15 protein-coding genes are annotated in these 15267 nt (G+C 58.7%); 1 reads left to right on the forward strand and 14 read right to left on the reverse strand.

The features are described 5' to 3' along the window. Positions 1-32 precede the first annotated feature (32 nt). From A3GO_RS0108280 to A3GO_RS23160, 9 genes are all read right to left on the reverse strand, one after another. A complete protein-coding gene (locus A3GO_RS0108280) occupies positions 33-395 on the reverse strand; it encodes an S-adenosylmethionine decarboxylase (RefSeq protein WP_029132999.1) in 363 nt (120 codons plus the stop codon). Further along, the gene (locus tag A3GO_RS0108285; protein WP_029133000.1) at positions 395-1111 is read right to left on the reverse strand and encodes a (5-formylfuran-3-yl)methyl phosphate synthase; all 717 of its coding nucleotides are present in this window, start codon (positions 1109-1111) and stop codon (positions 395-397) included. Before A3GO_RS0108285 ends, A3GO_RS0108280 begins: the two co-directional genes overlap by 1 nt. Beyond that, positions 1108-1680, reverse strand: coding sequence for a DUF447 domain-containing protein (locus tag A3GO_RS0108290; RefSeq protein ID WP_029133001.1), 573 nt, complete (start codon positions 1678-1680; stop codon positions 1108-1110). Before A3GO_RS0108290 ends, A3GO_RS0108285 begins: the two co-directional genes overlap by 4 nt. A gap of 7 nt (positions 1681-1687) precedes the next feature. Further along, positions 1688-3322: a formylmethanofuran dehydrogenase subunit A gene (locus A3GO_RS0108295; RefSeq protein ID WP_029133002.1), complete on the reverse strand. Its 1635-nt coding sequence runs from the start codon at positions 3320-3322 to the stop codon at positions 1688-1690. Beyond that, positions 3316-4509 carry a molybdopterin-binding domain-containing protein gene (locus tag A3GO_RS0108300; protein ID WP_157606762.1) on the reverse strand — a complete coding sequence of 398 codons (1194 nt, stop codon included), beginning with the start codon at positions 4507-4509 and terminating at the stop codon, positions 3316-3318. Before A3GO_RS0108300 ends, A3GO_RS0108295 begins: the two co-directional genes overlap by 7 nt. A gap of 33 nt (positions 4510-4542) precedes the next feature. Beyond that, complete coding sequence (locus A3GO_RS0108305) at positions 4543-5955, reverse strand: DUF6513 domain-containing protein (protein ID WP_029133004.1); 1413 nt, start codon at positions 5953-5955, stop codon at positions 4543-4545. After that, positions 5931-6482, reverse strand: coding sequence for a flavoprotein (locus A3GO_RS0108310; RefSeq protein ID WP_029133005.1), 552 nt, complete (start codon positions 6480-6482; stop codon positions 5931-5933). Before A3GO_RS0108310 ends, A3GO_RS0108305 begins: the two co-directional genes overlap by 25 nt. Then, a complete protein-coding gene (locus A3GO_RS0108315; RefSeq protein ID WP_029133006.1) occupies positions 6475-6972 on the reverse strand; it encodes a 6-pyruvoyl trahydropterin synthase family protein in 498 nt (165 codons plus the stop codon). Before A3GO_RS0108315 ends, A3GO_RS0108310 begins: the two co-directional genes overlap by 8 nt. Positions 6973-7042: 70 nt before the next feature. Continuing rightward, positions 7043-8980 carry a sigma-54-dependent Fis family transcriptional regulator gene (locus A3GO_RS23160; protein WP_037374950.1) on the reverse strand — a complete coding sequence of 646 codons (1938 nt, stop codon included), beginning with the start codon at positions 8978-8980 and terminating at the stop codon, positions 7043-7045. A 311-nt stretch (positions 8981-9291) separates the two neighbouring features. Here A3GO_RS23160 and A3GO_RS0108325 point away from each other — a divergent pair, with 311 nt between their 5' ends. Continuing rightward, on the forward strand, positions 9292-9804 hold the full coding sequence (locus A3GO_RS0108325; protein ID WP_037374951.1) for a hypothetical protein: 513 nt from the start codon (positions 9292-9294) through the stop codon (positions 9802-9804). Positions 9805-9870: 66 nt separating this feature from the next. Here the strand turns inward: A3GO_RS0108325 and A3GO_RS0108330 are convergent, their stop codons facing one another. From A3GO_RS0108330 to A3GO_RS0108350, 5 genes are all read right to left on the reverse strand, one after another. Beyond that, positions 9871-10560, reverse strand: coding sequence for a sulfite exporter TauE/SafE family protein (locus tag A3GO_RS0108330; protein ID WP_029133008.1), 690 nt, complete (start codon positions 10558-10560; stop codon positions 9871-9873). A gap of 163 nt (positions 10561-10723) precedes the next feature. After that, positions 10724-11944, reverse strand: a complete 1221-nt coding sequence (locus A3GO_RS0108335; protein ID WP_029133009.1) for a hypothetical protein — start codon at positions 11942-11944, stop codon at positions 10724-10726. Next, positions 11928-12638 (reverse strand): ABC transporter ATP-binding protein, encoded by a 711-nt coding sequence (locus A3GO_RS0108340; protein WP_029133010.1) that lies wholly within the window; start codon positions 12636-12638, stop codon positions 11928-11930. The genes A3GO_RS0108335 and A3GO_RS0108340 overlap by 17 nt, the downstream gene beginning before the upstream one ends. Before the next feature lie 35 nt (positions 12639-12673). Beyond that, positions 12674-13951, reverse strand: a complete 1278-nt coding sequence (locus tag A3GO_RS0108345) for an ABC transporter permease (protein ID WP_029133011.1) — start codon at positions 13949-13951, stop codon at positions 12674-12676. Continuing rightward, positions 13948-15267: an ABC transporter permease gene (locus tag A3GO_RS0108350; RefSeq protein WP_029133012.1), complete on the reverse strand. Its 1320-nt coding sequence runs from the start codon at positions 15265-15267 to the stop codon at positions 13948-13950. The genes A3GO_RS0108345 and A3GO_RS0108350 overlap by 4 nt, the downstream gene beginning before the upstream one ends.

Consider the following 15267-nt stretch of genomic DNA (forward strand, 5'->3'; position numbering starts at 1 on the left):
GGACCGCTCAGTTTACTCCGCGGTCCATTTTTTTACCTGGACGATAGGTCACGCCACTCAATGATCTCCACGCGTAATATGTCTTTGAGCTGTTGAATGCATTTTGTTACCGAAAATGGTTTGCAGGAGTAGAGGTCCAGGGTGAACAGTTTCTGCTCCCGCCAGGTGTAGAATGAGCAGCCTGACTCAGCCCAGGCCTGAAAGCCGCCGATGCCATGATGCAACTCACTGACTTGGTCAGGGGAGAAGATCAGCAGCTCGGCTATCGGCGTCATGCCCAGTGTCTCTGTCATGATCTGGAGTACCTGCCTGACCGTCTGTTCGGTGATCTCCTCGACACCATAGAGTCCTTCGATAATGGCGCGCTGGCGATAGATCTCGGGACAGATGGTCACTAACGAGTGGCCCGGTGGGGCATAAGGGGGGTCGCGGCGTCATGGCGTAACGGCAGGGCATCCCTGGCCCGCAGCATGGCCTCATGGTCTACTCGGCTGGTTCGACCGGCGACGCAGAGTGCACTGCGAAATCCCAGATAGTCGGCATTCAACGGCAGCAGGGAAGGGATGTCGTCAAGCGTCAGGCGACCAGCCAGTCCGCAGACCAGCCCGAGCAGTTGTGCCTGATCGACAAAGCGGCCCAGACGGTCCAGGGTCCAGAGATCGGTCAGGCGTCCATTTTGTTTTTCCGCGGTATCGATCATGACCCCATGAAAGCCTTGTGTGGAGAGTAGCGGAAGCAGGGGTGTGGGATCAAAGCGGTCGGCAAAGCAGACAGCGATCAACTGATTGTGTCGGCACTCCTCCTCCAGTGCCCTGATGCAGGAGGCTGCTGTTGGTTCATCGAACAGGCCGAGTTTGATGTAGTCAACGCCACAGTCTGCGGTGTTCCTGACCGCGGCCTGGATGCGCTTTGGATCGGGAGGAAGATCGCCCAGGGTCGCACTGACAGGCCGCTCGCCATTGACATAGTCAACGATGGCTGCGATCCGGTCGAGGTCGAGTGCGCCCAGGGCGCCCCGGGACGGATCTTTGCAATCAATAATGTCGGCGCCGGTGTGCAGGGCAATAGCCGCCTCTTCAACCGAGCAGATGCTGGCCAGCAGACCGGTCATGCACATTGCCTCTTGCGATAGTCGTGGACCTTTCGCATCAACCAGTCCCAGGCCTCCTGTTCTTCAATTCCCGCGGTCTTGTCGATGGCGATTTGCAGATAAGCGATCTCGCTTGCCAGTTTTTCTGGCGTAAGCAGATGAAGCCGGCTGACCAGTATGGCCAGCTCCAGCACGGCCGCCTGTGCACGGTTATAACCGCTGAATGGACGATGATTGACCTGGTGAATGCGCTCGCATGAGAGCTCGGGCCGCTGGGTATCCTCTTTGACCTGCTGAACGCGGATCTCTTCATGACTAAGGGCGTCACGCAGGCGCAGTCCCTCGATCTTTTCACACGCTAGCAGGGGCCAGTCATAGTGCTGGGTCAGGCAACCGGCATAGATCCGCACATCGTCGGTGGTGTTGATACTGGCGGCGCCATCCCGCAGCAGGTTATCCAGTGTCCGCGAGGGACGAAAGGGTGCAATCAACCAGCTGTTGCACCGCTGCCGAATGCCCATGGGCGCCATATGCGGTGATCCATCAGGATTACGGGTGATCAGGATAACTTCATGAATACGTTCACTCATAGACGCCTCAATGCAGTACCAGTTCACTGCCCAGTGTCTCAAGCAGATGCTGTGGATCCAGTTTGTAGTGATCCATTTTCATCAAGTGATAGCGATCAAAATAGTCGCTGATGGATGATTCAATCGCCCTGTCAAAGCCGGGTGCAACGGCATGGGTCTTGCCCTGGATGGAGCGTGTCACCTGGCCCTTTTCAACCACTGCTATACCGTTCTTGAACACCAGTTCTGCCTTGCCAAACATGGCGGCCTTATCGGCCTGTGGCTGGTAAACGGCAATGTCTGCAATGGCCCCAACGGAGAGATGACCCCGGTCACCGAGGCCCAATAGTTTTGCCGGTGCGGCCCGGGTCATGATGGCGATCTCATTCAGATCATATTCACGATCCAGATGGCGCAACAGGGAGATATCCGCCGAATTCGCATTGATTCGGTCCAGCCACTGGTTTCTGTAGTCTCGTTCCATGAGTAATCTGAACAGTTCCGGGTAAGCGGTAAAGGGCGCGCCATTGGGATGATCGGTGGTGAAGAAGACCCGCCAGGGATCATCAATCAGCAGAAAAAGCTCCAGGCCGATCGCCCACTGCAGGGCATTGACATAGTTTTTCGGACGATAGCGGAACGGCACGATGCCGCCACCGCCATCTTCGCCTTCCCAAACCACCCATTTTTTCGGATTGGCAATATGTCGTGCATCAAACTGGCGCATTACATCACCGGAAATGGTGACGGTCTGACCAAACAGCACTTGTCCGATATCCACCGTGATATTGGGATTCGCCATGATGGCATCGGCCAGTGCGCTGGCCCCGGAGGAAAAGCCGGAATCCCCGTTGTCCCCGTAACCATAGAACTGCACATGAGCCAGGTGCATGGGCAGGCCATCGGCCGCCTTGATGGTATCAAGCGCGGTGTTCACATTGCCGGGAATACCCAGGTTATTGCAGTGAACATGCACCGGATGCGGGATGCCCAGTTGCACAACCGCGCGCTGCACCGCGCTCAGGATAGCGCGCGATGTCATGCCGTACATCGGCACCTCGTCATCCAGGTTCAGTTGTCGCTGGTTGAACTTGAAAGCGGTGGCACCCCCCGCGTTGATCACCTTGACCCCCAGGCACCGGGTGGCGTGCAGGGTCCAGGCAATATAGTCATTGATACGGGCCTGTTCCGCGCCATCCCGCAGCATACGCAGCAGGAAATCATCATTGCCGACAATGGCCAGACCGGCGGTATCAATGATCGGTATGTCGGCCAGTTCAGCATGCGCCTGGTGGGCATTGATCGGCAGGACGGCGGGCTCGACGACCGTGGTAAAGCCCATCTCCGCATAGCGGTAGCCGGTGTCACAAGCCGACCATTTCGCACCGGAGAAGGGGAATTGTGGAAGGCGGGCGCGCTCGGCCAGGTGCTGTTCGGGTAGTAATAAACGGGCGTTGTTGACATTGCCGCCGGCGATGTGACTGTGAATGTCAATTGCACCGGCCATCAGGATCTTGCCTTCCAGGTCAATGGTCCTATCCGCCTCCGCCACGTTGTCTGGTGCCTCGCAGATACGTGCATCCCTGATCCAAATGTCACCACATGTCCCGTTGAGCTGATTGACCGGGTCGTGTATTCGAGCGCCTTTAAGTCGTGTCAGCATGTGCGTGGTTCCTGTGAAATCAGCTGCTCACAAAGTGTGGCACTGCCGGGCAGCGGGTTGTCTATCAGTCTCTTGAGAGGAACCAGTCTCAGTCCATCGGCACGATGCAGATAACCCGAACGGTGTATACCAGGAACACCGACCGGCAAAAAAATGGTGGGTTCTGACTGTGTGAATGACATCGCTGGATGTCCAATAACAATGGTATTTTGGGCTACATCGGGTGGGGGTGCACAACTGAGACTACTGATCCAGACCAGCAGATCGGTTTCACCGGATTGCATTAGCCGGTTACCGGCATACCTCTGCAGATCCTGTTCCGGATAACCCTTTGCATGACAGGTGCGAATACCAAAACCGTTATGCCAGGCGGCACTCAGTTGTGCGGTCATATCGCCTTCCCCCGCGCCCAGCATCAGCAATGCGCTACGTCGGGTTTCATTGATATCACGCACCAGCCCCACACAGGTGCGGATGATCAGCTCAGCGTTCTTCCCCGGCAGGCGGCCAATGATAAACACCGGGTAATTCGCACCCGTGATCTGCGTCAGCAGTTCATCGCTCCCGGCGGTATCGGCTTGTACCGGCTTGCCGGCAAGACGTGCACGTGTGATTGATAGTAAATCGAGGCAGTCATGGTTGAGTGGATGGATAATCGGTGGTGAGTCGGCATGCAGCCGCTCCGTGCTGTCGAGCAGCTTCTCGTGCAGTCGCGGGTAGGTCTCTTGCGGGTCATGGCCAATCAATACAACCAGGTCGGCACGATTGCGTACCTCACCCATGCTGCTGACCTGCCAGCCGCCTTGCTGGTAGATCTGCAGATTGCGGGCAATTGCATCGCCATGCAGATGGTCGATGGCACCGCCAAAGTGATCCGCCATTTTGACTGCAGCCTTGCTGTCCAGCAGATCGCCAATCAATCCGTGAAACAGGGGTAGTCTGGCTTCTCGCAACATTTTGCCCGCCTGCTGCAACGCCTGCTTCCAGGTGGCCTCTTTCCCATGGATGAGGGGTGTTTCCCGGGTCGCCTGGAATGCACTGGTAAATCCCGTGCGGGCCTTCTCGCAAGGTATCTGCTGCGCGGTCAGGGCTTCGTTGTGTACTGGCAGTGACAGATCGTCACAAACCATGGCACAGAAGGGGCAGCTAACAAACGCCAAAGTGTCCAGCCTGTCGTGTCTGTTCATAATAGGCAGACGGGAGCAAAAGCTGGGCCAATCTCACTTGGTGCCTTTTTTTGTCAACGGTTTTCGACCCTGCTTGGTACTGCCGGGTTTGGCATATTCCAACAGATTCTCTTCCGTTGGCGGGGTCGCCACGCCCCAGTCGAGCATCTGGTCCTGGGTATAGCGTTTACCCAGTTGCAGGGCAATCTGGGCACGCGCCAGCTCAACGCCGAGGTAAAAGGCGTGACTGCCATCCTCTTCCACTCCCAGGTGGGGAAACAGGTCAAACGGATCAACGGCCTGGTGCAGTGCATCCCGATTGTAGATGTGTATGCCTTGATGGTTGACCTGTATGCGAAAGTTGCGGTCTTTAACCCGCCTGGCCGCACTGCTGATTTCCGCCGAATCATAGGGAAACGGATTACGTTCATGTCGGTTACTGAGCCCGCCATGCAGGCGTTTCGGCAAGGTGCGGTCTGCCCTGGACCGATACATGATGCGCCGTGAGAGGTCGGCCTCGCGTATCGCCGATCTGCAATGGGGGCTTACTGCGGTGGTCAGCACGGCCCCGATATGCAACTCGGATATGATGCCAAACAGCAGGGCATTGATGCCGCTGGTGTCCGCTTCGGTAAGCTCGGTCAGATTGCCTACACCCATCATCATGGGCGCGTCGGGGAGACGTCTTCGTGCCTCGTGATAGCGCACAACGGATTCGGTGAATCCAAAGTGGATGGGGTCGAGTATAGGGTCAATGAAGCAGCTTCTTCCTTTCGAATCGAGCGTCTCCCATGCGCGCTGCAGGCTCTCCAGATCGCCCGCGGTATAGGGGATCAGAATGGGTGTGGCAGCCACTTCATCGGCAATCCACAGCGTCTGTTCGGTCAAGCTGAGCAGATAGTCGGCACCTGCCTGGCCACCGGCCAGCAGTTCCTCGTCCCGGTGGGAGTCTACGCTTACCCTGAATCCTTCCGACTTGAGCAGTCGCACACTCTCCGCCAGATGCGGAAACGGCTGGTCAGGAAGACAGCCCAGATCAATGATATCGGCACCATCCTGGCGAAACAGTTCAGCCTGATGGAGTATGGAGGCCGGAGTCAGGTTGGGGGCATCCACGATCTCGGCAAAAATCAATACATCGTGCTGACTCAAATCGGCCGGTTGGCCTGCCTGTCCCAACCATTCCGGCAGATCGCGCAATTCATCCGGTCCACGCTGAAATGGGGTGCCATAGTGTTCACTCAGTCCTTCCAGGTCGCCGCGACAGCGACCAGGGATCACCACCCGGCTGGCGCTTCCGGTATCTGCCAACTGGCGTTTGATCATCTCACCGGTCAACAGCGCCGCTACCTTGATTTTGAGTGGCCGTACTTCCCAGGTTACGGGGGTTGGTGCCATCGCGTGCAGCACCCGCCTCAGGCTGGCCTCGGCCAGTGACCCGGTCAGAAAGAGGAGATGTTCTGACATGGCGCGGGTAGGTCGAGGGCATCCTCGAGTGACTGTAGACCGGTTACCACCCGGGTATATTCGAAATCCATCAGCCGGTGAGTGTTTTCCAGGTCGATGCGGCGTGGATAGACCATGACGGTTCCGCCGGGTGCCTCTGTCTCCATTTCCGGCGCCGCATCACAGGCAAATACGATGCTGGGTATACGGCATTTGCCGGCCTGGGCATAGACATTGGTAACCAGTGAGTCGGATATGCCGTAAACCATCTTGGCCACGCTGTTGGAAGTGGCTGGTGCCACAATCAGTTGCTTGTATACCCCTTCATAGAAAAGCCCCACCGGCGATGCACTGGCTGTGTTGTCGTGAAAAATGCGGAAGCGCTGTTTCAGTTGCTTGACCGGAAGTCCGTAGACCTGGAGTACTTCGGCGGCCGCTTTACTGAGAAACAGATCGACCGCCGGGAGTCGCTCCGCCAGCTGCAGACACTCTTTAAGATAATGTCCCGAGCCGGTAATGGCCCAGGCCGTGCGGCCGGTATCAGGCATGGATGATCTCCCGCTGATAGATGCCCCACTGTTGATCGGCCTCTTCGACGGCGACTTCCAGTGTCTGCAGATTGCCAAGCCCCTGGTGCGCATGCAGGGCGTCGATGAGGCGGTTGCTGATATGGTAAGCAAGCATCTCTGCCGTGGTATTGGTTATCGGCAGCAGAATGCAGCTTGCGCGGCTCAGGATAAAGCGCTTGTCATAGCTGCGGATTTCCAGCATGTCGTCTTCCCGTTCAGTCAGCGTAATCTCGTCGCTTTCGGTTGGTATCAACACGCCGTCATGCAATTCCGCGCAGATCCTGGCAGCCAGCTTGTTCAGCAGAACAAAATCGATGACGAAGGCATCCCGGGTGTTCTCCCCGCGCGCCTCCAGTTGCAGATGGAAGTTGTGGCCGTGGATGTTTTCGCAGCTCCCATTGAAGGTGATGAAGTGCGCGGCGTTGAAATGGAGTTCGCCTGGGTGTACGCGCACTGCAAAATGGCTCATGTCCCGGTATCCTGCGTGTTGACTCGTTGCCTGCAGACTGCAAGGCTCGGGCCAACCGGGGAGTTGTCGGCTAGCGGGGCGGTTTTATATCGTAGCGCTTCATTTTCCGGTACAGAGTGTTACGGCTGATGTTCAATTTCGTGGCAACCCGCGTGACATTCCAGTGGGCCGCCTCCAGTTCCCGGATGATGGCATCACGCTCGGCGATATCCAGTGGGTTACTGGGCCGCGCGCGCTGTCTTGGTTCACCGGCATCGTCTCCACAGTCGCAGAATATCTCTTCTGGCAGGTCGTCCAGTCCGATGCTGTTGTTGTCACAAAGGCCGATGAGTGTGCGCATGATATTGCGCAGCTGTCGCATATTGCCCGGCCATTCATAGTGCTCCAGTGCATCCAGCGCCTCTTCCGCAATGATGACGGTATCCTGACCCGCTGATTCCAGCTTCATGATATGTTGAATCAGGGCGCGTCGATCTTCCCGGTCACGCAGGGGTGGCATCTGCAGGCTGATACCGTTCAGCCGGTAGAAAAGATCCTCGCGGAAACTGCCGTCCTCAATCTGCAGCTGAAGATTCTGGTGGGTTGCGCTGATCAGACGTATATCCACCTTGATAGGGGTTTCGCTACCCAGCGGTATGACTTCCCGCTCCTCCAGCACCCGCAGCAGACGCGCCTGCAGATGTAACGGCATGTCGCCGATCTCATCAAGAAACAGCGTGCCACCGTGGGCTTGTGCGATCTTGCCTCGGGAACCCTCTTTGCTCGCCCCGGTAAATGCACCGGGCCGGTAACCAAACAGTTCGCTCTCGATCAGTGTCTCTGGCAGCGAGGCACAGTTGACCGCCACAAACGGCTTGCTTGCCCGGCTGCTGGTTTTATGTACCGCGTTGGCGAAGACATCCTTGCCGGTGCCTGTCTCTCCAAGCAGAATGAAGGGGATGTCGAGTTCGAGCAGTTTTTTCGCCCGTTCGATATTGTGCCGCATGCGATTGTCGCCAAACTCCAGCCCTTCCAGTGTCGGTGCCTCACGAACTGCTTCCGGCACAAAGGCCCGCGCTGATCGGGCTGGCTGACGTTTAGCGCTTATATCAGGGTTCGGTGGCTGGAAACTCGCGTAGAAGCGTCTACCCTGGCTGGCATCCCGCAGTGGCAGCGGCACCATGGCCTGATTGTGCGCATTGCCGAGTGCGTTGTTGGTGCGCAGGTTAAACAGTTCTTCAAAGGGGCGGCCGATAATGTCTTTCATGTCGAGTTGGAACAGGGCACTGCGATTGGCCGCCTGAATGCGACCTGTTTCGTCGAAGGCGATGACCCCTTCACCGAGGGTGCTGATGAACTCCGGACGGCTGTGAAAACGCAGGATATAGTTATCGCGCATTTTGCAGAGAAATATCCGGTTCTCAATCAGTTGCGCGGACATGTTGACCAGCACCATGGTGTGCTGTTGCGCCTGCCTTGATTCACCCGAGGCGTCCAGTACCGCCACCAGTTCGCCGGTGGGATCAAAGATGGGTGCGGCAGAGCAGGTGAGGCGCGTGTTCTTGGTAAAAAAGTGTTCGTCCTGGTGGATAATCAGCGGGCGCTTTTCCACCAGGCAGGTTCCCATACCATTAGTGCCCTGGGTCTTTTCACTCCAGACCGCGCCCGTTTGCAGGGCAGTCTTGACCGCGGTGTTGGTGAACATGGGGTCACCCACATAATTAAGGACAACACCGTCGTGGTCGGTCAGCAGGATCGAATGTCCTGACCCGGCGACCTGCTGATAGAGATTGGTCATCTCTGAACGGGCAATCTCCACCAGTCGGCGGGATTTTTCCTGTCGTTCCTTGAGGTCGGAGCGGTCGACAAGCACGGGTTCCGGGCGTCGTTCCGGATCAAGGTCATACTCATCCAGACAGCGTTTCCAGGATTGGACAATGCAATCGGTGACGGGTGTTGCGTTTGTTCCGCATCCACGAACGGTTGATGTGACCAGACCACCGTGTGCCTTATTCGTGCTGAATTCCATCCAATATATCCCGTGGCCGTAGAAAAAGTGGATACTGCACTGCCTGTTAATTAGCATAGAATGAATGTTCATTGCAAATGCTGTTTGAAGCTGGGTTTAATGCAAAGGGGGCTTTTTCTTTACGCCAGACTAACGATCACCCATATCAGAGGATGTGCTTTAAATTATGCGCGGGTCATATTGGAATCGGTAAATCTGCCAGCCTATTTCCACTCAAACTACATGGCTAATCACACGGGTGAGACGACTTGGTGCTAATGCATTCTGTTCCTACAAGTGCTATTTTGTGATGCTTGAAAACAGGAGTGTTTATGAAGTTTGAGGTCAGTGATCAGGAGAGTAAAAAGGCCAAGGTGCCCCATGAGATTTTTCTCACCAATCTCGTGGGCAATCACATCCTCTGGTTCATCGCCTCTCTGGGGCTGGTGCGTTCCTACTGGCAGCCGCTTGCCCTGGTGCCTGTCGTTTCCATTCTCCTGCTGGGCTATACCCTGTGGCGGGCCAGGCGTTCAAAAGCCATCGATTCCTGGTTCGTGATGTGTCATTGGCAACTCTGTGCGGGGCGCAGCCGCGTCTTTATCCTGACCTTGTCGGTATTTGGTTTTATCGCCTTCCTCGGCTGGGTGGGATTTACCTATTTCGGCATGAAAGAGGTGGCGGTGATGGCCATGATAGGTGGGGCTGGTGTACTGCCGGTGATGGTCACCGTGCTGGTGTTGATCCTGATGGAATCGGATGCCCTGCACCAGGCAACCCAGCACAAGCTGCCAAATAAGATGATCGAGCGCTATCCCAATCCCGATATTCGAGTGATCGAGGAGTAGCCGTAGGTTGGGGTGAGCTTGCGAACCCCAGCGTATTTCCATCCAACCATGATGTGGGTTCGTCCCTCACCCCAATCGAATCGCACTCCACAGGGTGTAGATCCCGAACAGCATGACCGTGATGCCGGCCACTCGGCGGGCCGTTTGCGAACGGGCCAGTCGCGCGGCGGCGCCAGCCAGCAAGCCGATTGCCAAAAGATTGGGCAGGGTGCCGAGGGCAAAGGCGAACATCAGTCCCGCTCCCTGCAATGCGCCACCCGATGAGACCGCGTTGATCAGCATGGTATAGACCAGTCCGCACGGTACCCAGCCCCAGAGCATGCCGATGGCAAAAGCCCGGGTCGGTGAACGTACCGGCATCAACTGGCGACCCATCGGTTCAAGCCGGCGCCATAACACGCCGCCGAGCCGTTCAACCCGGTTCAGCACCATCCACCAACCGGCCAGATAGAACCCCAGCAGGATCATGAACAGCCCGGCCAGCATCAGCAGTGCCTGTTGTGCCATCTGCATGGGTAGCATGCCGGCCAGTAACACACCCAGGCCACCCATGATGGCGCCGGCAATGACATAACTGATCAGGCGTCCCAGGTTATAGGCGAGCTGGAACGGGAGCTGTGCTGTGACCGATCCGCGACTCGTCTCTGGCAGCCCGAGGGTGAGGGCGCTGACAATGCCGCCGCACATGCCGATGCAGTGGACGCCGCCGAGCAGACCGACAATAAAGGCGCTGAAATAGGGGAGTAGTGATTCCATACGTGGGTCAGAAGGATACCAGATTCGCAGCGGTTTTTAGCGGTGTTTCTGTCCTGTTAACTTTCGCCCCGTCCAGTAGGAGCGGCGCCCTCGCCGCGAATTTTGCCCGGGGCGGGCCTCCTACAGATTAAATCATCTCCGGGTGTGGCGGAATGAAACAAATTCAGAAATAGGTGCGGAAACGCAGCGTCAGGCTGGTGGGCAAGTGGCCGAACTCGGATCGGGGATCGGCCTGCTGATCCAGCCCCCTGCCGCTGGCATACTGCAGTGACAATAACAGGTCCGACTCGTTGCTCACCGAGTAGGTGAGATTGATCTGGTGCAGGGTGGAGTTGCCCAGTTGCGCATCGCTCTCGCCGAGTGGACTGAACAGCAGCAGGTAACTGCCTCGCAACAGCGGCGTGATATCCCGCTCCAGGGTAATGCCGAGCATGCGTCGCCCGAGTTGCGGCTGCAGTCCGTAGGCCACCAGCCGTTCGGAGGGCAGTGCCGAGAGTGTGGCCTGATTGGTGGCTCCCAACCCGTGGTCATACCATTCGATCCCGAGGAAGGTGCCTTCCTCGAACTGGTAGTCGACACCGGCAATCCAGAAAACGGCCGTTTCACCGCTCTGCTCCAGGTGGTAGTGTGCCGCCTCGACGCGCCAGCCCAGCCCGGCCCAGTCACTCTCGAAGGATGCGCCGACAATCTCGTTGCCGATGATATGGCCGGCCAGCAGCGCGAACTCGGAGCGCTCGCCGATCTGGCTGCGCAGATAGAGTGCACTGCTGTCCTTGATCCCGTCACTGCCGTTGGGGGAGAAGGCATGCACCGCCGTCAGTGAGGAGAAGGGGGAGGGATACCACTCCAGCACCGCCGCATCGATGCCCGGCTTGAAGTCGGTATCCAGGTCGGTGGGGGCGAAGGCGCCGAACACATTCAGCGGCTGCCAGAATCGGCCGCTGCCCCAGTCCACCGGTTGACGCCCGATTCCCAGGGTCAGATCGTCGAAGCGCAGCTTGTAGGCGGCGCGGTCCAGGGTGTAGCCGATCCGCGTGGTGTGATCGCCGTCGGTTTCATGATGCCAGTCGCCGGCGAGTTCGCGATAACGGAACAGATCGCTGGAGTGTCGTCCGCCGAGCGCCACGCCGCTGGCGTGCTGGCGGGCGGTTTTCAGATGCAGCGACCACTCGCGGTTGCCGCTGGCGCCCTCCAGCATCAGGCGCAGGCTCTGCTGGTCAGTGGTCAGGGTGTCGTTGTCCAGCGGGTTATAACCGGCATCGCCCCGTTCCGCCCGCGCGGCGCTGCCGAGCAGGGAGAGGCGCCCGGTCAGCTCCACCGCGTGCGTGGCGCTGAGCGGCAGCAACAGCGCCGTCAGCAGGCAAGTGCTAGGCCATCTGCTCATGGGACTCCTGCCCGATATGCTTGTCGCTGACAATTTTCCCATCACGCAGGGTGATGATGCGCTCGGCCCGCTCCATCACCCGCCGGTCGTGGGTGGAAAAGATGAAAGTGGTTTTCTCCTCGTGGGAGAGGCGGTGCATGATATCGAGCAGTGCGGTGGCATTTTCCGAATCGAGATTGGCGGTCGGTTCATCGGCCAGTACCAGGCGGGGCCCTGCGGCCAGGGCACGGGCCACGGCCACCCGCTGCTGCTGGCCGCCGCTGAGTGCCGCCGGACGGCGCTGCATCACTTTTTCCAGCCCCACCAGCTCCAGGTAGTGTTCGGCGCGCTCGCGGCGCTCCCGCACATCACGGCCCTGCAAGACCATCACCAGCTCGACGTTCTCCAGGGCGCTCAATACCGGCACCAGGTTGTAGGCCTGGAACACAAAGCCGAGCTGAAACAGGCGAAAGTCCGACAGCTCGGCCTCCTTCAGGGTGGTGATTGAGGTGCCATTGAGCTGGATGCTGCCATGACTGGGCGCGTCCAGTCCGCCGATGATATTCAGCAGGGTGGTTTTGCCGGAACCGGAGGGACCGACCAGTGCGGCAAACTCGCCTTCCTGCACGGTCAGGTCGATCTCCTGCAGTGCCCGCACTTCCAGTTCGCCCTGACGATAGATCTTGTCTACGCCTTGCAGAGTCAGTAGTGCCATAGCTGTTTTCCCGGCGCTGTCGTTGTCAATGGTTGTCATGTGCGCAGTGCCTCCACCGGTGTCACCCGGGACGCCTTGATGGCCGGATAGATACCGCTGCCCAGGGTGGCGGCAAAAATCAGCAGGGTGAGTTGAAACACGCGCTCACCGGAGAGTTCGGTATAGATCACCGGGTCCATGAAGGTGCCCATCATTTCGGTACTGCCACCCATCAGGGCGGCCATGTCGATGCCGTGGCTGGCAAACCAGAGATGCACCGCGCCGGCCACTATCCAGCCAATGCCCACAGCCAGCAGGCTGAGCAGCAGGGACTCGCAGAACACCAGCCACAGCAGGTGATAGCGGCTGATGCCGAGCGCCCGCAGCAGGCCGAACTCGCGGGTGCGCTCCAGCACGCTCATCAGCACAGTATTGAGAATACCGAACACCACCATGATCAGTATCAGCACCAGAAAGATGTAGTTGCCGGCATCGTCGACCATGATGAACTGCACCAGTTGCGGCATCATCTCGCGCCAGTCCAGTACCACTACCTGGTCGTTTTCAACCGCCGCTTTCAACTCTGCCTTCCACTCCGGCAGGCTGTCCGGGTCGTCCAGGAACAGGGCGAAACGGGTGATCGGCTGGAGGGCCGGATCGGCCCCTTCACCTTCCAGGAAGCGTCGGGCAAGCTGAATATCACTGAGTATCAGGTAATCATCCAGCTCATCCACCCTGGAGTCAAAAATGCCCCGCACCCGGCCCAGTTGCGCCTGGGAGTCACCCCCCTGTTTGCCGGCCATCAGCACCACCTTGCTGCCGATCTTGGCCTTGAGCTTACCCGCCATGCCGTCGCCGATGAGGATGCCGCGCTGGTCGCCCGGCTCGATCCAGGTGCCGTCCACCAGTTGCGGCCGCAGCAGGTCGGCGCGCTGATCACCTTGCGGGCTGAGGCCTTCCAGGCCGGCGCCCACCGAGTTGCTGGCGGTGCTGGCCAGGATCTGCAGCGAGATCCGCGGCTCTATCCGTCCCGCGACATCGAGACTGCCGATCTTCTCCTGCAGTGTCGTCCCATCGGTCAGGTATTTGTGGTTCGCCGGGGCCTCGATATAACCGCGCGGCTGCACCGTCAGATGACCCTCACCCAGCTTGATGGCATTGCGGATCATCGAGTTGTGGGCGCCGTCATTGAGGCCGATCATCAGTACGGCCAGGGCGAAGCCGATGGCGATGGAGCTGAGGGTGATCAGGGTGCGCCTTCGGTGACGCCAGATATTGCGCCACGACAGCATCACCAGCATGCCGAGCGGCAGATGGCTGTGTCGCCGGTTCATCGCATCACCTCGGCCGGTCTGAGACGTACCGTGCGCCAGGCCGGGAGCAGCGAGGCGAGCAGGGTGATCACCAGCATCAGCAGACAGGCCAGCAGCAGGTCCAGCGGTTCCAGGTGGAGTTTCATGTAGGGTTCAAACACGATGCCGCCCCAGTCGTAGCCGTCGGGCAGCATGCCACTGAAGTCGATACCGCGTTCACCGAACAGCCCGATCACGCCGATACCCAGCAGTACGCCGGTCAGCGCCGAAACCAGACCCAGGAAAAACGACTCCAGCAGCACCATCAGCAGCAGCCAGCGCCGTTTCATGCCGATCGCCAGCAGGATGCCGAACTCGTGGGTCCGCTCATGCACCGCCATCAGCATGGTATTGAGCATGCCCATTGAGGCCAGGGCGATGACAATGAATCCGACAAAGAAGGTGATGGTCTTGCTGATCTCCAGCATGTCGGCCACCATCGGCGTCAGCTGGCGCCAGTTGCGCACCACGGGGGTGCCGCCCAGCTCATCCAGCGGCTGCTCGCTGACCAGCTTTTTCAGTTCAGCATCCAGTTCCGCCTGCATCACCCCGAGATCAGTGGCGTCATCAAGCCGGATCACCAGTTCATGGAAACCATCTGTGAGATACATCAACTGCTGGTAGGCCGCGATCGACATCAGTACACCCATGCGGTCGAAGTTCGGCTCCAGTGGCTTGAGTATCGCCGCCACCCGGTACAGGGCGTTGCCGATGCTGCCGTCGGCGGCCTGGGTGACCAGCACCAGTTCGCTGCCCGGTTGCAGCTTCATGTTTTTCGCCAGCTGGGCACCGATCACCAGGTTGTTGCGGGGAAGGCCATCCTGGCTGTCGTCGGCGGGCCCCAGGTCCATCTTACCCTGGCGTACCTGTTGCAGCATCCGGGTGACCTGCGGTTCACGCGCCGGATCGACCGCCTTGATCAGCACCCCGGTGGAGGTCTCCGCCGTACTGGCCAGGCCGGAGGCGTAAAGGCGGGGCGCCAGGCTGATTTCGGGGAACACCCCGGCGATTGTGTCCAGGTAGGACCAGGGCAGGGTGGCATACAGGTCCTGATCGTCCACATAGGCCTGGCGATGTATCTGCAGATGGCCGATCGAGATCGCCGTGGCCTGGTGTACCATCTGGCGGATCATCCCCTCCATCATCGCGGCGTAGAGGATCACCATCACCAGCCCGCCGGCCAGTGCGCCAATGGTCAGGATGCTGCGCACCGGACTGCGCCAGATATTGCGCCAGGCGATGAACAGCAGCATGGGCAGGCGGCTGGCGTCAGCGTGCAGTTGGTCTGAATGCTTCAT

Source organism: Sedimenticola selenatireducens DSM 17993 (genome assembly GCF_000428045.1).
GTDB classification, from domain to species: domain Bacteria; phylum Pseudomonadota; class Gammaproteobacteria; order Chromatiales; family Chromatiaceae; genus Sedimenticola; species Sedimenticola selenatireducens.